General features: G+C 72.5%; 18 protein-coding genes. 13 read left to right on the top strand and 5 right to left on the bottom strand.

Annotated features, from left to right (window positions below):
* Window positions 1-51 precede the first annotated feature (51 nt).
* The 5 genes from AB0N16_RS30730 (at window position 52) to AB0N16_RS30710 (ending at window position 3808) form a co-directional block, all read left to right on the top strand.
* Window positions 52-1533, top strand: coding sequence for a diaminopimelate decarboxylase (locus AB0N16_RS30730; RefSeq protein WP_365802303.1), 1482 nt, complete (start codon window positions 52-54; stop codon window positions 1531-1533).
* 171 nt (window positions 1534-1704) lie between these two features.
* Complete coding sequence (locus tag AB0N16_RS30725; RefSeq protein ID WP_365802301.1) at window positions 1705-2094, top strand: hypothetical protein; 390 nt, start codon at window positions 1705-1707, stop codon at window positions 2092-2094.
* A complete protein-coding gene (locus AB0N16_RS30720) occupies window positions 2091-2882 on the top strand; it encodes a transcriptional regulator (RefSeq protein ID WP_365802299.1) in 792 nt (263 codons plus the stop codon). The genes AB0N16_RS30725 and AB0N16_RS30720 overlap by 4 nt, the downstream gene beginning before the upstream one ends.
* A 31-nt stretch (window positions 2883-2913) precedes the next feature.
* A complete protein-coding gene (locus AB0N16_RS30715) occupies window positions 2914-3417 on the top strand; it encodes a roadblock/LC7 domain-containing protein (RefSeq protein WP_365802297.1) in 504 nt (167 codons plus the stop codon).
* 16 nt (window positions 3418-3433) lie between these two features.
* Window positions 3434-3808: a hypothetical protein gene (locus AB0N16_RS30710; RefSeq protein WP_365802295.1), complete on the top strand. Its 375-nt coding sequence runs from the start codon at window positions 3434-3436 to the stop codon at window positions 3806-3808.
* 16 nt (window positions 3809-3824) lie between these two features.
* Here the strand turns inward: AB0N16_RS30710 and AB0N16_RS30705 are convergent, their stop codons facing one another.
* The 3 genes from AB0N16_RS30705 to AB0N16_RS30695 all read right to left on the bottom strand — a co-directional run bounded on the left by AB0N16_RS30705 (window position 3825) and on the right by AB0N16_RS30695 (window position 6894).
* Entirely contained in the window at window positions 3825-4427 is a 603-nt protein-coding gene (locus AB0N16_RS30705; protein ID WP_365802293.1) for a hypothetical protein, read from the bottom strand.
* A 119-nt stretch (window positions 4428-4546) separates the two neighbouring features.
* On the bottom strand, window positions 4547-5389 hold the full coding sequence (locus AB0N16_RS30700; protein ID WP_365802291.1) for a MurR/RpiR family transcriptional regulator: 843 nt from the start codon (window positions 5387-5389) through the stop codon (window positions 4547-4549).
* Window positions 5386-6894: an aromatic amino acid ammonia-lyase gene (locus AB0N16_RS30695; protein WP_365802435.1), complete on the bottom strand. Its 1509-nt coding sequence runs from the start codon at window positions 6892-6894 to the stop codon at window positions 5386-5388. Before AB0N16_RS30695 ends, AB0N16_RS30700 begins: the two co-directional genes overlap by 4 nt.
* 141 nt (window positions 6895-7035) lie before the next feature.
* Between AB0N16_RS30695 and AB0N16_RS30690 the strand changes: the two genes are divergently transcribed.
* The 6 genes from AB0N16_RS30690 to AB0N16_RS30665 all read left to right on the top strand — a co-directional run bounded on the left by AB0N16_RS30690 (window position 7036) and on the right by AB0N16_RS30665 (window position 11649).
* Complete coding sequence (locus AB0N16_RS30690; RefSeq protein WP_365802289.1) at window positions 7036-8070, top strand: ABC transporter ATP-binding protein; 1035 nt, start codon at window positions 7036-7038, stop codon at window positions 8068-8070.
* Complete coding sequence (locus AB0N16_RS30685) at window positions 8067-8708, top strand: ABC transporter permease (RefSeq protein WP_365802287.1); 642 nt, start codon at window positions 8067-8069, stop codon at window positions 8706-8708. Before AB0N16_RS30690 ends, AB0N16_RS30685 begins: the two co-directional genes overlap by 4 nt.
* 1 nt (window position 8709) lies before the next feature.
* Window positions 8710-9372: an ABC transporter permease gene (locus AB0N16_RS30680; RefSeq protein WP_365802285.1), complete on the top strand. Its 663-nt coding sequence runs from the start codon at window positions 8710-8712 to the stop codon at window positions 9370-9372.
* Window positions 9373-9381: 9 nt separating this feature from the next.
* The gene (locus AB0N16_RS30675; RefSeq protein WP_365802283.1) at window positions 9382-10311 is read left to right on the top strand and encodes an ABC transporter substrate-binding protein; all 930 of its coding nucleotides are present in this window, start codon (window positions 9382-9384) and stop codon (window positions 10309-10311) included.
* A 165-nt stretch (window positions 10312-10476) separates the two neighbouring features.
* The gene (locus tag AB0N16_RS30670) at window positions 10477-11163 is read left to right on the top strand and encodes a carbonic anhydrase (RefSeq protein WP_365802281.1); all 687 of its coding nucleotides are present in this window, start codon (window positions 10477-10479) and stop codon (window positions 11161-11163) included.
* A 72-nt stretch (window positions 11164-11235) separates the two neighbouring features.
* Window positions 11236-11649 (top strand): hypothetical protein, encoded by a 414-nt coding sequence (locus AB0N16_RS30665; RefSeq protein WP_365802279.1) that lies wholly within the window; start codon window positions 11236-11238, stop codon window positions 11647-11649.
* Window positions 11650-11678: 29 nt separating this feature from the next.
* Here AB0N16_RS30665 and AB0N16_RS30660 read toward each other — a convergent pair whose 3' ends face one another.
* Window positions 11679-12440 (bottom strand): SDR family oxidoreductase, encoded by a 762-nt coding sequence (locus AB0N16_RS30660; protein WP_365802277.1) that lies wholly within the window; start codon window positions 12438-12440, stop codon window positions 11679-11681.
* Between the two features lie 146 nt (window positions 12441-12586).
* Here AB0N16_RS30660 and AB0N16_RS30655 point away from each other — a divergent pair, with 146 nt between their 5' ends.
* Window positions 12587-13453 (top strand): helix-turn-helix transcriptional regulator, encoded by an 867-nt coding sequence (locus AB0N16_RS30655; RefSeq protein ID WP_365802275.1) that lies wholly within the window; start codon window positions 12587-12589, stop codon window positions 13451-13453.
* Window positions 13454-13831: 378 nt separating this feature from the next.
* Here the strand turns inward: AB0N16_RS30655 and AB0N16_RS30650 are convergent, their stop codons facing one another.
* Window positions 13832-15223, bottom strand: a complete 1392-nt coding sequence (locus AB0N16_RS30650; RefSeq protein WP_365802273.1) for a cystathionine beta-synthase — start codon at window positions 15221-15223, stop codon at window positions 13832-13834.
* Between the two features lie 150 nt (window positions 15224-15373).
* Here AB0N16_RS30650 and AB0N16_RS30645 point away from each other — a divergent pair, with 150 nt between their 5' ends.
* Window positions 15374-16432, top strand: a complete 1059-nt coding sequence (locus tag AB0N16_RS30645) for an SGNH/GDSL hydrolase family protein (protein WP_365802271.1) — start codon at window positions 15374-15376, stop codon at window positions 16430-16432.
* The last annotated feature ends 166 nt before the right edge of the window (window positions 16433-16598 follow it).

Raw genomic sequence — 16598 nt, 5'->3', positions numbered from 1 at the left:
CAATACATTGGTCCGCCAGCGCGGCCGCGTTCCGGATGTTTGGCTGGACTTATGGGCCTTAAGGGTGCGGACGACGACATGTCGGGGGACGTCGTGGCGGACGACGAAGCGGACAACGGAGTGAGCGACGGAGTGAGCGACGGAGCGGACAGGGACGGCCGCGGGGACGACGGTGAGCGGGTGGTGCGGCGGGACGACGCCGTGCGGGCGGCGGTGGAGCAGGGACTGCTGGGGCCGGACGCGCCGATCGTAGGCCTGCTGGACGTGACCGGCATCCGTGCCTCGGCGGCGGCGCTGCGCCAGGCGTTCGAGGCGGTCGCGGCGCCCGGTACCGCGATCCTGCACGCCTTCGCGGTGAAGGCGAACCCGCTGGTGCCGGTGGTGCGGCTGCTGGCCGGGGAGGGCATCGGCGCCGAGGTGGCCAGCGCGGGTGAGCTGGCGCTGGCGCGGGCGGCCGGGGTACCGGTGGAGCGGACGGTGTTCGACGCGCCCGCGAAGACCGAGGCGGAGCTGCGCGAGGCGCTGGCGCTGGGCATCGCCGTGAACGCGGACAATCCGCAGGAGCTGGCCAGGATCGACGCCCTGGTGAGCGACGAGGTACCCGCCGGCGGCCTCCCCCGCTCGCCGCTCGGCATCCGGGTGAACCCGCAGATCGGGGCCGGGAGCATCGGCGCCACCTCCACCGCGACGGCGACCTCGAAGTTCGGGGTGGGGCTGCGGGACGAGGGGGCACGGGAGTGGGTCGTACGGGCGTTCGCGGAGCGGCCGTGGCTGACGCGGCTGCATGCGCACATCGGTTCGCAGGGGATCTCGCTGTCGCTGCTGGCGCGGGGCGTGGCGGAGACGTACGCGCTGGCCGAGGAGATCAACGCGCGGACCGGGCGGCGGCAGATCGACACCCTCGACATCGGCGGCGGGCTCTCGGTCAACTTCGCGTCCGAGGCGACGGAGCCGACGTACGCGCAGTACGCGCGGCTGCTCGCGGAGGCGGTGCCGGGGCTGTTCGACGGGCGGTACGGGCTGGTGACGGAGTTCGGGCGGTCGCTGCTGGCCCGGTATGGGACGGTGGTGGCCCGGGTGGAGTACGCCAAGAGCTCCGGCGGGCGGCGGATCGCGGTGACGCACGCGGGCGTACAGGTGGCGGCGCGGACGGTGTACGTGCCGGGGACCTGGCCGCTCAGGATCGCCGCGTACGACGCCAAGGGGCGGCCCAAGGAGGGCCCGGCGGTGGTGCAGGACGTGGCGGGGCCGGCCTGTTTCACGGGCGACCTGCTCGCCGAGGGGCGCGCGCTGCCGCCGCTGGAGCAGGGCGACTACGCGGCCGCACTCGACACCGGGGCGTACTACTTCGGCACCCACTACTCCTACAACTCCCTTGTCCGGCCCGGGGTTTACGGCTTCGGACCGGACGGCGACGGAGGCGTGGCGTTCGCCGTCGTACGGGATCCGCAGACGGTCGCGGAGATCGTGGCCGATTCCGGAGGGGCGCACGCCGACGCGCTCACCACCCCGCGCACCACCGCGAGCCGTTGAGGCACCCGGGACAGAGAGATCAACTGGTATGAAAAGCAGCCCAGTTGACCAACACTAGTCTGCCGCAAGCATGTTCCACTGGAAAATGCCAAACGCATCCCTCCCGTCGCACACGTTGCGTAGTGTCTGCGTCACTCAACCGGAGAGCCAGGCGGTGGGAGGGGAGCCACGGTGCCCGGAATCGACGAGTGCTTACTGGAAGCGATGCGACTGCCCGGTGCCCGGGGGGCCGCATTGGTCGACTGGACGAGCGGGCTGGCCCTGGGCACGGTCGGGGAGGCGCCCGGCGGTGACCACGAGACCACCGCCGCGGAGGCCGCCGAACTGGCCCGGCTCGCCGCCGAGCACGGGGCGTTCAGCACGGCTGACGACATCGACATAAGCCCTCCGGTGGAGGACCTGATCGTCAGCAACCGGGACAGCTACCACCTGCTGCGGTTCGTGGTCACGTCCTTCGACGCCACGGTGTTCCTGCATCTGTGGCTGGCCCGCGAGGACGGCAATCTCGCCCTCGCCCGGATCCGGCTCGGCGAGATGGCCGAGCGGCTGGTGCTGGGATGACCGTGGTCGACATACCTCCGCCGCTGCCGGTCCGGGACCGGACGGCCCCGCACGACGGGGCGGCCGGCTCACTCTCGCCGATGCTGATACGCCTCGCCGAGGAGCGGGCCACCGGCGTCCTGGTCCGCGAACACGGCACCCTGCACCTGGCCGAGGGCCGCGTGGTGCACGCCGAGAGCCCCCTCGCACCCGGCCTCGACGTGCTCCTCACGGCCCACGGCACGCTCGACGCGGCGGTCTGGCCGTGGACCGAGGACATACCCGCCGCGGTGCACCGGCTGCTGGACGCCGGCCTGCTGCCGAAAGGTGCCCTGGAACTGTGCCGGCTCGGCGCGCTGTACGACGCCGGGTACTTCGCGCTCGCGCCCAGCAGCACCCCGGGCCGGTTCCGCTACGGCACCCCGGCCACCGCCGGCCCGTTCCCGGCGGTCCCCGTCACCGCCCTGGAGCGCGAGACCCTGCGCCGCCGCGAGCTGCTGTACCGGATCTGGCCCGACCCGTCGACGGACGGCACCCCGCTGACCCGCGCCGACCCGGTCGCGGCACCGCCGGTCACCCAGCGCCAGCGGGCGGTCCTGGACCGGGTGGACGGCGTCCGCACGGCCCCGGAGATCGCCCGGGAGCTGGGCCGGCCGGCCTTCCACACGCTGGTGGACATACGGCGGCTGGCCGCGGCCGGACTCCTCGCCCCGAGGAGCACCACGGCCGCCCCACCCCGGCTCCCCCCGGTCACCGACCCCGACATCGCGCTGCTGAAGAGGCTCAGGGATGCGCTGGAGGCCCTTTGAACGGCACCGCCCCGCCGAGAGGAGACAGCTGATGGCGGCAGAACCCGGCAGCTCCGGCAGAGAGGCCGTCCTCGACGAACTGCGCCGGTTACGCACCCGGATGCCCCAGCTCACCGGCGCCCTCGCGGCCGGCGTGGACGGCCTGGTCGTCGCGCACGACTGCCCGGGGGTCGACCCGGAGGGCCTCGCCGCCCTCACCGCGGCCGAGCTCGGCGTCGCCGTGCGGGTCTCCGACGCCACCGGCAAGGGCGAGCTCAGGGAGCTGCTGGTACGCGGCGAGGACGGCTATGTCGCCACCTACGCGGCCGGCCGCAGCGCCGTCCTCACCCTGCTCGCCGAGGACCGGGTGAACGTCGGCCGGCTGCACCTGGAGGGCCGCCGGGCCGCCGCCCGCATCGGAGAGCTGGTCGACGCCGCCGAGGCCGCCGCCAAGGCCCTGCGCCCGGCCCGCACCACACCAGCCACACGGACCCGAACCACGCGCACGCCGCGGACCAGCACCACCACCGACGCGCGCACCGCAACCGACAGTTGAAAGGAACCAGAGAGTCATGGCCAACACCGAAACCGCGCTGAAAGAGGCCCTCACCTCCATCGAGGGTGCCACCGGCGTCGCGCTCGTCGACTACACCACCGGGATGGCGCTCGGCACGATGGGCGGCAGCAAGACCTTCGACCTCAACGTGGCCGCCGCAGGCAACACGGACGTGATCCGCGCCAAGATGCGCACCATGGAGCACCTGGGGCTCAAGGGCGAGATCGAGGACATCCTGATCACGCTCTCCAACCAGTACCACCTGATCCGGCTGCTCAAGGGCCGGGGCGGCAACGGCCTCTTCCTCTACCTGGTGCTGGACATCTCCCGGTCCAACCTGGCGATGGCCCGGCACCAGCTGAGGAAGATCGAGGAGGACCTGGAGGTCTGACCGCCGGGTGCCGGGTTCACACCAGCGCCGCGGTGCGGCGGCGGGCCCCGCCCGGGGCCGCGTCGCCCGCCGCGATGCCGGTACCGCGGTACGCCTTGACGGCCTTGCCGGCCGGGCGGCCGCCGCGCCCGTCGAGCCAGTCGACGCGCAGCCACACCAGCTGCTCCTCGGCCCGCTCCCGGCGGCCCAGCCAGGCGGCCTTCAGCCGCAGCCCGGTGCCGGTCCCGGCGAGCAGCATGCCGCCGGCGGCCGGTACCGCGAAGGCGCTGCCGAGCGCCACGGCGCAGGCCAGCAGCAGCCACCAGCGGTGCCCCCGGCGCCAGTTGCGCACGGTCACCGCCCGGTCCTGGAGCACATCGTGCTTGCCGGCCCGGGCGGCCCCGCGCAGCAGCGCGGTGTACCGCTTGCGGCGGGTGAGCGCCACGACGGCGGCGCTGACGATGAACAGCGCGGCCCCGGCCATGACGCCGATCCGCCGCCCGGTGATCCCCTCGGGCAGCACGCCGACCCCGGCCGCGAACACCCCGAACCACCACAGCGGGGCGGCCCCGGCCCGTACGACCACGGCCACCCGGGCCAAGCCCTGTCCGCCCCGTGTCCCTCGTACCGCACGCGCCATGTCCGCAGCCTCCTCGCCCGTCTCGGCCCAGTCAGTCCGTCGGGCGAGACGCTAACCAGAGAACGTGAGACAAGTCTTAAAGCCGGTCGTTCGACAAGCCGCTTGTCCGACCGGACGGGCTATTCGACGAACAGTCCCCGGGCCGCCGCCCGCGCGTCGAACTCCTCCAGGCGGGCCTGCGCGTCCGGCAGGTCGTCGGCCATCGCCTCCAGGAGCACCCGGCCCAGCAGCATCGGCGCGCACGCCGTGTCGAAGGCGAGCCCGGTGCCGACGGCGGCCGGCAGCAGCAGGTCGGAGACCTTGGCCACGGGCGCGAAGGCGGAGTCGGCGACGGTCACGACGGTCAGCCCGGCCGTCCTCGCATAGCCCAGGGTGTCCACGACCTCGCGCGGATGCCGGGGCAGCGCGAAGCACAGCAGCGACGTCGCACCCGCCTGTACGGCCGCGTCGATACGGTCGTGGATCATCGTGCCGCCCTCGTTGAGCAGCCGGACGTCCGGATGCACCTTGGCGGCGAAGTAGGCGAAGCCGAACGCCTGCGAGGCGGCGGCGCGCAGCCCGAGCACCGGCAGCGGCCGGGACGCGGCCAGCAGCCGGCCTGCCTGCCGCACCGGACGCGGGTCGGCGAGCACCTCGGCGAGGTGCCGCAGGTTCTCGATCTCGGCCTCGACGGCCTGCTGGTACTCGTTGTACGACCCGTTGCCGGCCGCCTGTTCGGCGGGCACCACCTCGCGCAGGTGCTTGCGCAGCGCCGGGTAGCCGTCGAAACCGAGGGCGACCGCGAAGCGGGTGACGGAGGGCTGGCTGACCCCGGCCAGTTCGGCCAGCTCCACGCTGGACAGGAAGGGCACGTCGGCGGCGCGCCGCACCATGCTGTGCGCGATGCGCCGCTGGGTCGGCGTCAGCCGATGCCCCTCGAAGAGCGCCTGCAACCGTGTCGCAGGGCTGTCGGTCACGTTCATGACGTGCTCCCCCTCCAGATGTCCGTGAACCGGTCGAGCAGCCCGGCCGCCGTCGTGACGTCGTCCGTGAGCGGCCGGTCGGCCGGGTCCGCCTCGAGCACCGCCTCGGCGAGCTCCAGCGCCCTGCCCGCCCCGAGCCCGGGTTCGGGCCTCAGGTCGCGCTGGCGCAGCGCCCGTACGGCGGCGACGAGTTCGCAGCCGACCACCAGACGGTACGCACGGCAGGCGCGCAGCGTTTGACGGGCGGCGAGCGAGGCGAAACTGGCCTGCTCCTCGACGCCTCGGGAGAGTACAGCGTGCCCGAGGGAGGCGGGCGCCGAGAAGGCGCGCAGATCGCCGAGGGCGGCGCCGGCGGCGTACTCCAGGATCATCACGCCGGAGGAGGCGGGCTCCGGGTCGGCGAGGAAGGGGCGCAGGCGGGTGAAGGCGGGCTCGTTGAGGGAGGAGAGGCGGGAGGTGGACAGGCGCGCGACCTGGGTGACGGCGAGCCGGAAGTGGTCCAGGGCGAGGGCGAGTTGGGCCTGGTAGAACCCGCCGTGGTGGTAGGCGGCGAGGTCCTCCGCCGAGATGAGGGGGTTCTCGGCGGCCGCGTTGATCTCGATCGCCAGCACCTGTTCCAGGGCGTCGGCGGCGTCGAGCGCGGGGCCGTGGATCTGGGGCAGGCAGCGGAAGCCGTAGGGGTCCTGGATACGGCCGAGCGGCGGGGTGGGCCGGTCGGCGGCGCCGATCAGCTCCCGCATCCGGCGGGCGACTTCGACACTGCCCCGGTGCGGGCGGGCGGCGTGCACGGGGGCCGCGTAGGCCTCGTGGGAGCCGTCGACGGCGAGCAGCGACAGGGCCGCCACCACCTGGGTGGCCTCGATCAGCCCGCGCAGCTCGTGCAGGGCGAGCGCCGACTGGCCGAGGGTGAGGGCGTTGCTGCTGATCAGGGCGAGGGCGTCGTTGTTGTCCAGCGGCTGGGGATCCGGGACCTGCTCGCCCCGCCAGGGGTGTTCCCCGGCCAGCGCCAGCCCCACCTGGGCCAGCGCCGCGATGTCCCCGGTGCCGACCGAGCCGAACTCGTTGACGACCGGGTGCGCCCCCGACTCCAGCGCCTCGCACAGGGCGGTGACGACGCTCGGCCGCAGTCCCGCGCCGCCCGCCAGCAACTGGTTGGCCCGCACCGCGAGCATCGCGCGCACCTGCCGGGCGGGCAGTTCCTCGCCGATCGCGCCGGCATGGCTGCGCAGCAGTCGCAGTCCGTGCCCGGCGGCCGCCTCGGTGGGCACGTCCTCGTTCCGGTTGGCGCCGACGCCGGTCGAACGGCCGTAGACGCGGCCGGTCGCGGCGATCTGCCGGGCGGCGTTCCAGGACGCGTCCGCGCGCCGCATCCCGTCCGTGCCGGGGACCGGCCGGGCGGCGCCGTCGGCGAGTCGTACGACATCCTCGACGCCCATTCCGATGCCGTCGAGGATCACCAGGCCGGAATGCTCTATTCCGGGTGCGTCCACGATGCGAGACGACAACACGCCCAAACTCCCCTCAATCCGGACATCCGATCTTGCGTTGCGGTCATCCGTTACCTCGGATTAACGCCAGACCGTTGACAAGCTATTCACCTACGAAGAACTCTGCATGACGTTATACAGCCGGGCAAGGGACATCTCATGATCCAGTTCGACGCGGTCCACAAGCGCTTCCCCAACGGCACGACAGCAGTCCACGATCTCTCCCTGGAGATGCCGGAGGGCGGGGTCACCGTCCTGGTCGGCTCCTCCGGCTGCGGCAAGACCACCACCCTGCGGATGATCAACCGGATGGTCGATCCGACCTCCGGCACCATCCGGGTCGGCGGCAAGGACGTCCTCGAGCAGGACGCGGCCGAACTGCGCCGCTCCATCGGGTACGTCATCCAGCAGGCCGGGCTCTTCCCGCACCGCACGGTGCTCGACAACATCGCCACCGTCCCGCTGCTGCTCGGCTGGAACCGGAAGAAGGCCCGCGCCCGCGCCGCCGAACTCCTGGAGACCGTGGGCCTCGCCGCCGACGCCGGCAAGCGGTACCCGCACCAGCTCTCCGGCGGCCAGCAGCAGCGCGTCGGCGTGGCCCGCGCGCTCGCCGCCGACCCGCCGGTCCTCCTGATGGACGAGCCGTTCGGCGCGGTCGACCCGGTGGTGCGAACCCAGCTCCAAGACGAACTCCTGCGCCTGCAGAAGGAGTTGAACAAGACCATCGTCTTCGTCACACACGACGTCGATGAGGCCGTACGGCTCGGCGACCGTATCGCGATCTTCCGCACCGGCGGCCACCTCGTCCAGTGCGCGCCGCCGGCCGAACTGCTGGCCCGGCCCGCGGACGACTTCGTGGCCGACTTCCTCGGCACGGAAAGGGGACTGAAGCTGCTGTCCCTGAAGACCCTGGCCGACGTCCCGCAGGGCCCGGCACCCCAGGGGGACTGGACCCTCGTACTCGACGCGGCGGGCAAGCCCCTGCACTGGGCGTCGAAGGACGCCGAACTCCCCGTACGGCCGCTCGGGGACGACGACTCCCTGCTGGCGGCCATCGGCGAGTCGATCGCCTCCCCCACCGGGCTCGTCGCCCGGGTCGACGCGCAGGGCGTCCTCACCGGCGTCTCGTCGCGCGACGACATCCACGCCCACGCCGGTCAGGCCCACTCCGAGGCCCGGGTGGTGGCCGCATGACCATCGACTGGTCGTGGATAGCCGACCACACCGACGACCTCACCAGCCTCACGTTCTCCCACCTCCAGGCCGCGATGACCGCCGTCCTCCTCGGCCTGCTGATCTCGCTGCCGCTCGCGGTGCTCGCCCACCGGGTCCGCCCCCTGCGCGGTTTCCTGCTCGGCCTGTCGAACGTGCTCTTCACGATCCCGTCGATCGCGATCTTCGTCCTGCTGCTGCCGATCAGCGGCCTGACCCGCACCACCACGGTCATCGGCCTCACCGTCTACACGCTGGTCGTGCTGCTGCGGAACACCGTCGAGGGGCTGGACTCGGTCCCGGCGAAGACCAAGGAGGCAGCCAAGGCGATGGGCACCCGCCCGCTGCGCACCCTCCTCACGGTCGAGTTCCCGCTGGCCCTCCCCGTGATCATGGCGGGGGTCCGGATCGCCACGGTCATGTCCATCTCGCTGGTGAGCGTCGCCACCTACATCGGCGACGGCGGCCTCGGCCAGCTCTTCACCGACGGCTTCCAGCGCGACTTCCCGACCCCGGTGATCGCGGGCGTGGTGCTCACGATCCTGCTCGCGGTGGTCGCCGACGCCCTGCTGGTGGCCCTCCAGTACGTCCTCACCCCGTGGCGCAGGAGGCGAGCCTGAGATGTACGAGCTGTTCAAGAACCTCGGCACCTGGCTGACCAGCGGCTCCCAGTGGGCCGGCCCGGACGGCATCGCCCACCGGCTCGCCGAGCACCTCCAGTACTCGCTGCTCGCGACCCTGATCGCCGCCGCGATCGGCCTCCCGATCGGCCTGCTGATCGGCCACACCGGCAAGGGCGCGTTCGTCGCCATCAACCTGGCGTCCTTCGGCCGCGCGCTGCCCACCGTCGGCCTGGTCGTCCTGGTCTTCCTGGCCGGCGGTCTGTCGATGCTGCCGGTATACGTGGCGCTGGTCGCCCTCGCCGTGCCGGCGATCGTCACCAACACCTACGCCGGGATGACGGCCGTCGACCCGGACGTCCGCGACGCCGCCCGCGGCCAGGGCATGCGCGGCCACCAGGTCCTCTTCCAGGTCGAACTGCCGCTGGCGCTGCCCCTGATCATGACGGGCCTGCGCCTCGCGCTCATCCAGGTCGTGGCCACGGCCACCGTCGCCGCGTACGTCTCCTTCGGCGGCCTCGGCCGCTACGTCTTCGACGGTCTCGCCCAGCGCGACCTCGTCCAGGTGCTCGGCGGCGCGGTGCTGGTCGCGGTCGTCGCCATCGTCCTGGACCTGCTGCTGAGCAGCCTCCAGCGCTTCCTCTTCCGCCACCGCACTGCCTAGGGACCCTCGATGAACCGACGCACTCTCCTCGGCGGCCTGTTCGCAGCGGCCTCCGTCCCCGCCCTCGCCGCCTGCTCCAGCGGCATCACCTCCCTGAACGAGCAGAGCGGTTCGACCGCCGGCGGCGGCTCCAGCAAGGGCGGCATCACCATCGGCACCGCCAACTTCACCGAGAACCAGGTGCTCGGCTACCTCTACGCGGCCGTACTGGAGAAGGCCGGCGTGAAGGTGAAGGTCCGCCCCAACCTCGGCACCCGCGAGATCGTGATCCCCGCGCTCAAGGCCGGCGACATCGACCTGCTGCCCGAGTACCAGGGCGCCCTGCTCAACTACCTCGCCCCGAAGGACGCCTCCGCCGAGCCGGGCACCATGCAGAACGCGCTCACCCTCGCGCTGCCCGCCGGCCTCCAGGTGCTGACGTACGGACAGGCCGCCGACTCCGACTGCTTCGTCGTCACCCGGGCCACCGCCCAGAAGTACGGCCTGACCTCCCTCGCCGACCTGGCCAAGCAGAACGGCAAGCTGGTCATCGGGGCCGCGCCCGAGGTGAAGAAGCGCCGGGTGGGCGCGGTCGGGCTGCAGGAGGTGTACGGCGTCGAGTTCAAGGAGTTCAAGTCGCTGGACTCCGACGGGCCGCTGGTCAAGGGCGCGTTGAAGAAGGGCGACGTGGACGTGGCGAACCTGTTCACCACCGACACCGACATCGCGGCCAACGACTGGGTGGTGCTGACCGATCCCAAGAACCTGATCCCCAGCCAGCACATCGTCCCGCTGATCGCCGACCGCAAGGCCGACGACACGGTCCGCAAGGCCCTCGCCCGGCTCGGCAACGTCCTCACCACCGAGCAGCTCACCCAGCTCAACAGCCAGGTCGACAACGACAAGAAGGACCCGGAGGACGTGGCGGCCGCGTACGCGAAGCAGCACGGGCTGGCCTGATCACGGACTGCTCACGGACCTGCTCACGGACCTGCTCACGGAAGTACCAAATGTCCGTAAACAAGCACAGGGAGTGACCGGATGAGCGCTTACGGTGATGGGACGTCACCGGCGCCACATCCGGTGACGGGGCGTCATCGGCACCACGACCCCTGAGGAAGCGTCATGGCCTCGAACCGCAGGGCCTTTCTGACCGCCACCGCAACCGCCACCGCCGTCGGCGCGCTGGCCGTCGCCCCCACACCGGCGACGGCCGGCACCGGCCGACCGCACTCCCCCGCTCCCGCCACCGCCACCGCCGCACTGGACGAACTCCTCGCCGGCAACCGGCGGTACGCGGCCGGCCGCCCGCGCCGCCCGCACGACATCGTCGGCCACCGCCGGCTGCTGGCCGGCGAACAGCACCCGTTCGCCGTCGTCCTCGGCTGCATCGACTCCCGGGTCGTCCCCGAGCTGGTCTTCGACCAGGGCCTCGGCGACCTGCTGTGCATAAGGACGGCCGGACAGGTGCTGGACGAGGCCGTGCTCGGTTCGATCCAGTACGGCGTGGCCGAACTTCGCGTCCCTCTGGTCCTGGTGCTGGGCCACGAGCGCTGCGGGGCCGTCGCCGCCACCCTCGGCCGGCTGCGCACCGGCGCAGCCGTCCCCGGTCACCTGGAACTCCTCGTCGAGGAGATCACCCCGGCCGCCCGCCGCACCAGGGCGCTGCCCGGCGACTGGGCCGAGCACACCATACGGGCGCACACGGCCTGGGTGCGGGACGCGATCCGGGCGGATCCCGCGTTCGCGGGGGCATCGGTGGTCGCGGCACGGTTCGACCTGGACAGCGGGCTGGTGTCGCTGCTGCCCTGAGGGCGCGCCCCCGGAGAATTGCGGGGGCTTACCCCAGTGCGCCGCGCACCGCGGCTCCCTACCGTGGGCTCCATGACGGACGCGCATGACACCGACCTGAAGAAGGAACTCGACGCCACCCTGCACGCCCGCAGGGAACTGGGGCCCGAGTACGAGTCGGAACTGGCCGACTCCTTCCTGGAGAAGATCGACCAGCGCATCGACGGCGCGGTGGAGCGCCGGCTGCGCAGGACCCTGGCCGAGCAGCAACTCCAGGTGGCCCGGGGCACGCGGCGCGGCAAGGGCACCGACTCCTGGGGAGAGCGGTTCGGTTTCGCGATCGTCTCACTGGTGCTGGCGGTCCCGCTGTCGGCGCTCGGCGGCACGTTCGGCGGCACGGCCGGCCTGATCGCCACCTGGCTCGGCATCGTCGGCGTGAACATGGCCCAGGCCGTCCGCCTCAACCCCGGCCTGTTCCAGCGGGGCGACCGCGACCACGAGGACTGACCCGGGGCCCGAGCCGGGGCCGGGCCGGGTCACACCTGCCGGGTCGGCTGGACGACGACCTGCCGCAGGTTGACGTGCCGGGGGCGGCTCACCACATAGCCGACCAGGTCGGCGAGGTCCTCGGCGGCCAGCGCGCCCATCCCGTCGAACATGCCCGCCACCTGCTCGCGCAGCTCCTCGCCGTCGATGTGCGTGCCGAGTTCGGTGTCCGTCAGGCCCGGTTCGACGTTGGTGACCCGCACGTCACGCGGCCCGAACTCGGCACGCAGGGACTGCGAGAGGAAGGTGACGGCGGCCTTGGTGGCGCCGTACACTGCGAAGGTGGGGAAGACGACGTGCGCGCCGACGGACGACACGTTGACGAGGTCGGCGGTACGGCCCTCGGCCGCGGCCGCCACCAGGTCCCCGGTGAAGGCCCGCAGCACCCGCAGCACACCGGTGACATTGGTGTCGAGCATGCGCTGCCACTCGTCGATGCGGCCGTCGTCGACGGGGTTGGGCAGCATGACGCCGGCGTTGTTGACGACGAGGTCGACGCTCCCGTAGGCCGCGTGCACGGCGTCGGCCGCGGCCTGGACGGACGCATCGTCGGTGACGTCGGCGACGACGGCGAGGGCCTCGCCGCCGTTCGCCCGGATCTTCGCCACGACCGTCTCCAGCCGGTCCGCGCGCCGGGCGAGCAGCGCCACCCGGGCTCCCGACCCGGCGAGCCGGAGGGCGACCGCCGCCCCGATCCCGCTGGCGGCGCCGGTGACGACGGCGGTACGGCCGGACAGGTTGTCGTACGACATGAGGTACTCCCTGGTCAGTGCCGCCGGGACGGCCCCGGTGGCGTGTCTCCACACTCGCCGGGTCCGGGCGGCCTACCCAGGGCTGAGCTTTTCCTGGGTCTGGCAGAACCAGGTTGGAAGGACGCGACTCCCCTACGATCGAACCCATGGACGGGGAACTCGGAGACTTCCTGCGCTCGCGCCGTGCCCGCCTCCAGCCCGAGGAGGTGGGGCTGCCCTCGCACGGGCGGCGCCGCGTACCGGGCCTGCGCCGCGAGGAGGTGGCGCAGCTGGCGGGCGTGAGCGTCGACTACTACATCCGCCTGGAACAGGGCAGGGGCCCTGGGGGCCCCTCCCGGACGAAGTCTGGGGGAGTCTCGGACGCGGTGCTCGACGCGATCGCCCGCGTGCTGCGCCTGGACGAGACCGAGCACGCCTACCTGCTGACGGTGGCCCGCCCGCAGAAGAAGGGCACCGGGCGCCCGGCCCGCCCCCGCGTCCGCCCCGGCGTACAGCTGCTGCTGGACGGCATGGAGCGGACGCCCGCGTTCGTGCTGGGCCGCCGGATGGACGTGCTGGCCTGGAACGCGCTCGGCGACGCGGTGAACGGGTTCAGTGCCCTGGCCCCGGCCGAGCGGAACATCCCGCGCCAGGTCTTCCTCGACCCGGCGGCCGCGGGCTTCTACCCGGACTGGGCCGCCGTCGCCGCCCAGACCGTCGCCAACCTGCGCATCGACGCGGGCCACCACCCCGACGACCCCCGCATGGCCGCGCTGGTCGGCGAACTCTCGCTGAAGAGCGCGGACTTCCGCCGGCTCTGGGCGGACCACGAGGTCAAGGAGTGCGCGTACGGCACCAAGCGCATCCAGCATCCGGTGGCAGGCCTGCTGACCCTCCCCTACGAGACCCTCACGGTCCCGACCGACCCGGACCAGACGATCGTGGCGTACACCCCGGAGCCGGGCTCGGAGACGGCGGAACGGCTCACATTGCTGGGCAGTTGGAAAGCGACGACGGCCGCAACCCATCATTGAGGAACCACGACGGCGAGCAACCCCGTCCGCGAGAGCGGCGCCGGTTCAGGCGCACAAAGGGGCGCGGGGACCGCCGCACCCCCGTTACCGGGGGGCGGGACGACGGCGGTCCCCGCGAGGGACGCGAGCCGGGTCAGGGCCGGGCTTGCGCGTCCAAGCGTCCATGGAGGTCCGGGAGCCGCTCCGGAGGTCCTTGGACGTTCGGTGCCGGCCGGGGCGGGGAGCCGCTCCCGCCCTGCCGACACCCACCAATGTGCCGGACCCGTGTTAAGCGTGTGCTGCGTGGACGTGACACGCTCGTACCACTTCCGCGAAGTCCACCGCTTGGCCAGGAGACCGTAAGTTCCCCGGTGTCACGGGCAGTTCACCGCACGTTGGCTAGTGCTTGCCGCCCTTGGCGAGAAAGGCCAGCAGGTCCTGTCGGCTGACGACGCCCTTCGGCTTGCCCTCGACGAGGACGATCGCCGCGTCCGCCGCGCCCAGCACCGACATCAGGTCGCCGACCGGCTCACCGGAACCGACCTGCGGCAGCGGCGCGCTCATGTGCTTCTCCAGCGGGTCCTCCAGGGAGGCCCGCTTGCTGAACAGCGCGTCGAGCAGCTCTCGTTCGACGACCGAGCCGACGACCTCGGCGGCCATCACGTCCGGGTGCCCGGCGCCCGGCTTCACGACCGGCATCTGCGAGACGCCGTACTCGCGCAGCACCTCGATGGCCTCCCCGACGGTCTCCTCCGGGTGCATGTGGACGAGGGAGGGGATGGAGCCGCCGGCCTTGTCGCTGAGCACGTCGGCGACGCGAGCGCTGGGGCCCTCGTCCTCCAGGAAGCCGTAGTCGGCCATCCACTCGTCGTTGAAGATCTTGCTGAGGTAGCCGCGGCCGCTGTCCGGGAGCAGGACGACGACGACGTCGTCCGGGCCCAGCCGCTCGGCCACCCGCAGCGCCGCCACGACCGCCATCCCGCAGGAGCCGCCGACCAGCAGGCCCTCCTCCTTGGCCAGCCGCCGGGTCATCTGGAAGGAGTCCTTGTCGGACACCGCGACGATCTCGTCGGCGACGGTCCGGTCGTAGGCGGTCGGCCAGAAGTCCTCGCCGACGCCCTCGACGAGGTACGGCCGCCCCGACCCGCCGGAGTACACGGAGCCCTCCGGATCCGCGCCGATGACCTGGACCCGGCCTTCACTGGCGTCCTTCAGGTAGCGGCCGGTGCCGGAGATGGTGCCGCCGGTGCCCACGCCCGCCACGAAATGGGTGATCTTCCCCTCCGTCTGCTCCCACAGCTCAGGGCCGGTCGAGTGATAGTGCGACAGGGGGTTGTTCGGGTTGGAGTACTGGTCCGGCTTCCAGGCACCGGGGGTCTCCCGGACGAGCCGGTCGGAGACGTTGTAGTACGAGTCCGGGTGCTCGGGGTCGACGGCGGTGGGGCAGACGACGACCTCGGCGCCGTACGCCCGCAGCACGTTGATCTTGTCGGTGCTGACCTTGTCGGGGCACACGAAGATGCACTTGTACCCCTTCTGCTGGGCCACGATCGCCAGCCCCACCCCGGTGTTTCCGCTGGTCGGCTCCACGATGGTGCCGCCGGGCCGGAGCTCCCCGCTCTTCTCGGCGGCCTCGATCATCCGCAGGGCGATGCGGTCCTTCACGGAACCGCCCGGGTTGAAGTACTCGACCTTGGCGAGCACGGTGGCCTGGATGCCCTGGGTGACGCTGTTGAGCCTCAGCAGCGGGGTGTTGCCGACGAGGCTGATCATCGAGTCGTGGAATCGCACCGTTGTCTCCGGTCGCTTTCAAAAGAAGTGGTCCTGGTGGTACGGCCAGCCTAAGGCCCCGCTCCGGAGGTTCACTCCCCGTTGAGATTGACGCACGGCCTGTACGGGGCAAGGAGTGGATGAGCGGCAACGAGGAGGTGGCGGCGACGCATGACGAACATGTCGAGGGCGCGGGTGGCCCGGCGTATCGCGGCCGGGGCGGCGTACGGCGGAGGCGGGATCGGGCTGGCCGGCGCGGCCGCGGTCGGTCTGGTGCTGGCCGAGGTCCGGATGGCCAGGACCCGGGTGAACAACGGCAACAGCGGCGGCCGGGTGCCGATGGCGGACGGCCGCTACGGTGACGCGTACGGCACCGGTGAGCCTCCGCTGCGCCTGACGATGCTCGGCGACTCCACGGCGGCGGGACAGGGGGTGCACCGGGCAGCGCAGACGCCGGGCGCGCTGCTGGCGTCGGGCCTCGCGGCGGTCGCCGAACGCCCGGTCGAGTTCACCAACGTGGCGCTGCCCGGCGCCCAGTCCGACGACCTGGACCGCCAGGTGGCGCTGGTCCTGGGCTCGGCCTCGCCCGCCCCCGACGTCTGCGTGATCATGATCGGCGCGAACGACGTCACCCGCCGCATGCCGCCGACCCGCTCGGTACGTCACCTCTCGGCGGCGGTCCGCCGGCTGCGCACGGCGGGTGCGGAGGTCGTGGTCGGCACCTGTCCCGACCTGGGCACGATCGAGCCGGTACGACAGCCCTTGCGCTGGCTGGCCCGGCGGGCGTCACGCCAGCTGGCGGCGGCCCAGACGATCGGCGCGGTGGAGCAGGGCGGCCGCACGGTGTCGCTGGGCGACCTGCTGGGCCCCGAGTTCGCGGCGAACCCCCGTGAGCTCTTCGGCCCCGACAACTACCACCCCTCGGCGGAGGGCTACGCCACCGCGGCGATGGCGGTGCTCCCCACGGTCTGCGCCGCCCTCGGCCTGTGGCCGGAGGAGGAGGAGCGCCCCGACGTCACCCGCCGCGAGGGCTTCCTCCCGGTCGCCCGTGCGGCGGCGGAGGCGGCGGCGGAGGCCGGCACGGAGGTCACGGCGGCGATGCCGACGGGGCCGCGGGGACCGTGGGCCCTGCTGAAACGCCGCCGGCGCCACCAGGTCGACGAGCCGCCCACCCTCCCACCCGACTCGGCTTCCGAAGAGGCAAGGTCGAGGGCGACCAGAACCGACTAGCCCAGAGGCGAAGCGGTGCACCGCAAGGGGGCACGCCGGGGAGGCGGTACGCCGCCAGGGGGGCACGCCGGGGAGGCGGTACGCCGCGGGAGGCGTGCCGGGGAAGCGGTGAGCTGGGGCGGGGGGCGCTTGCCGGCGGTGGCAGGCCTCCCCACAGAAGGGGGGT

It is taken from the genome of Streptomyces sp. NPDC051105, from assembly GCF_040682795.1.
Classification (GTDB): domain Bacteria; phylum Actinomycetota; class Actinomycetes; order Streptomycetales; family Streptomycetaceae; genus Streptomyces.
This window is presented reverse-complemented; position numbering and strand designations above follow the sequence as displayed.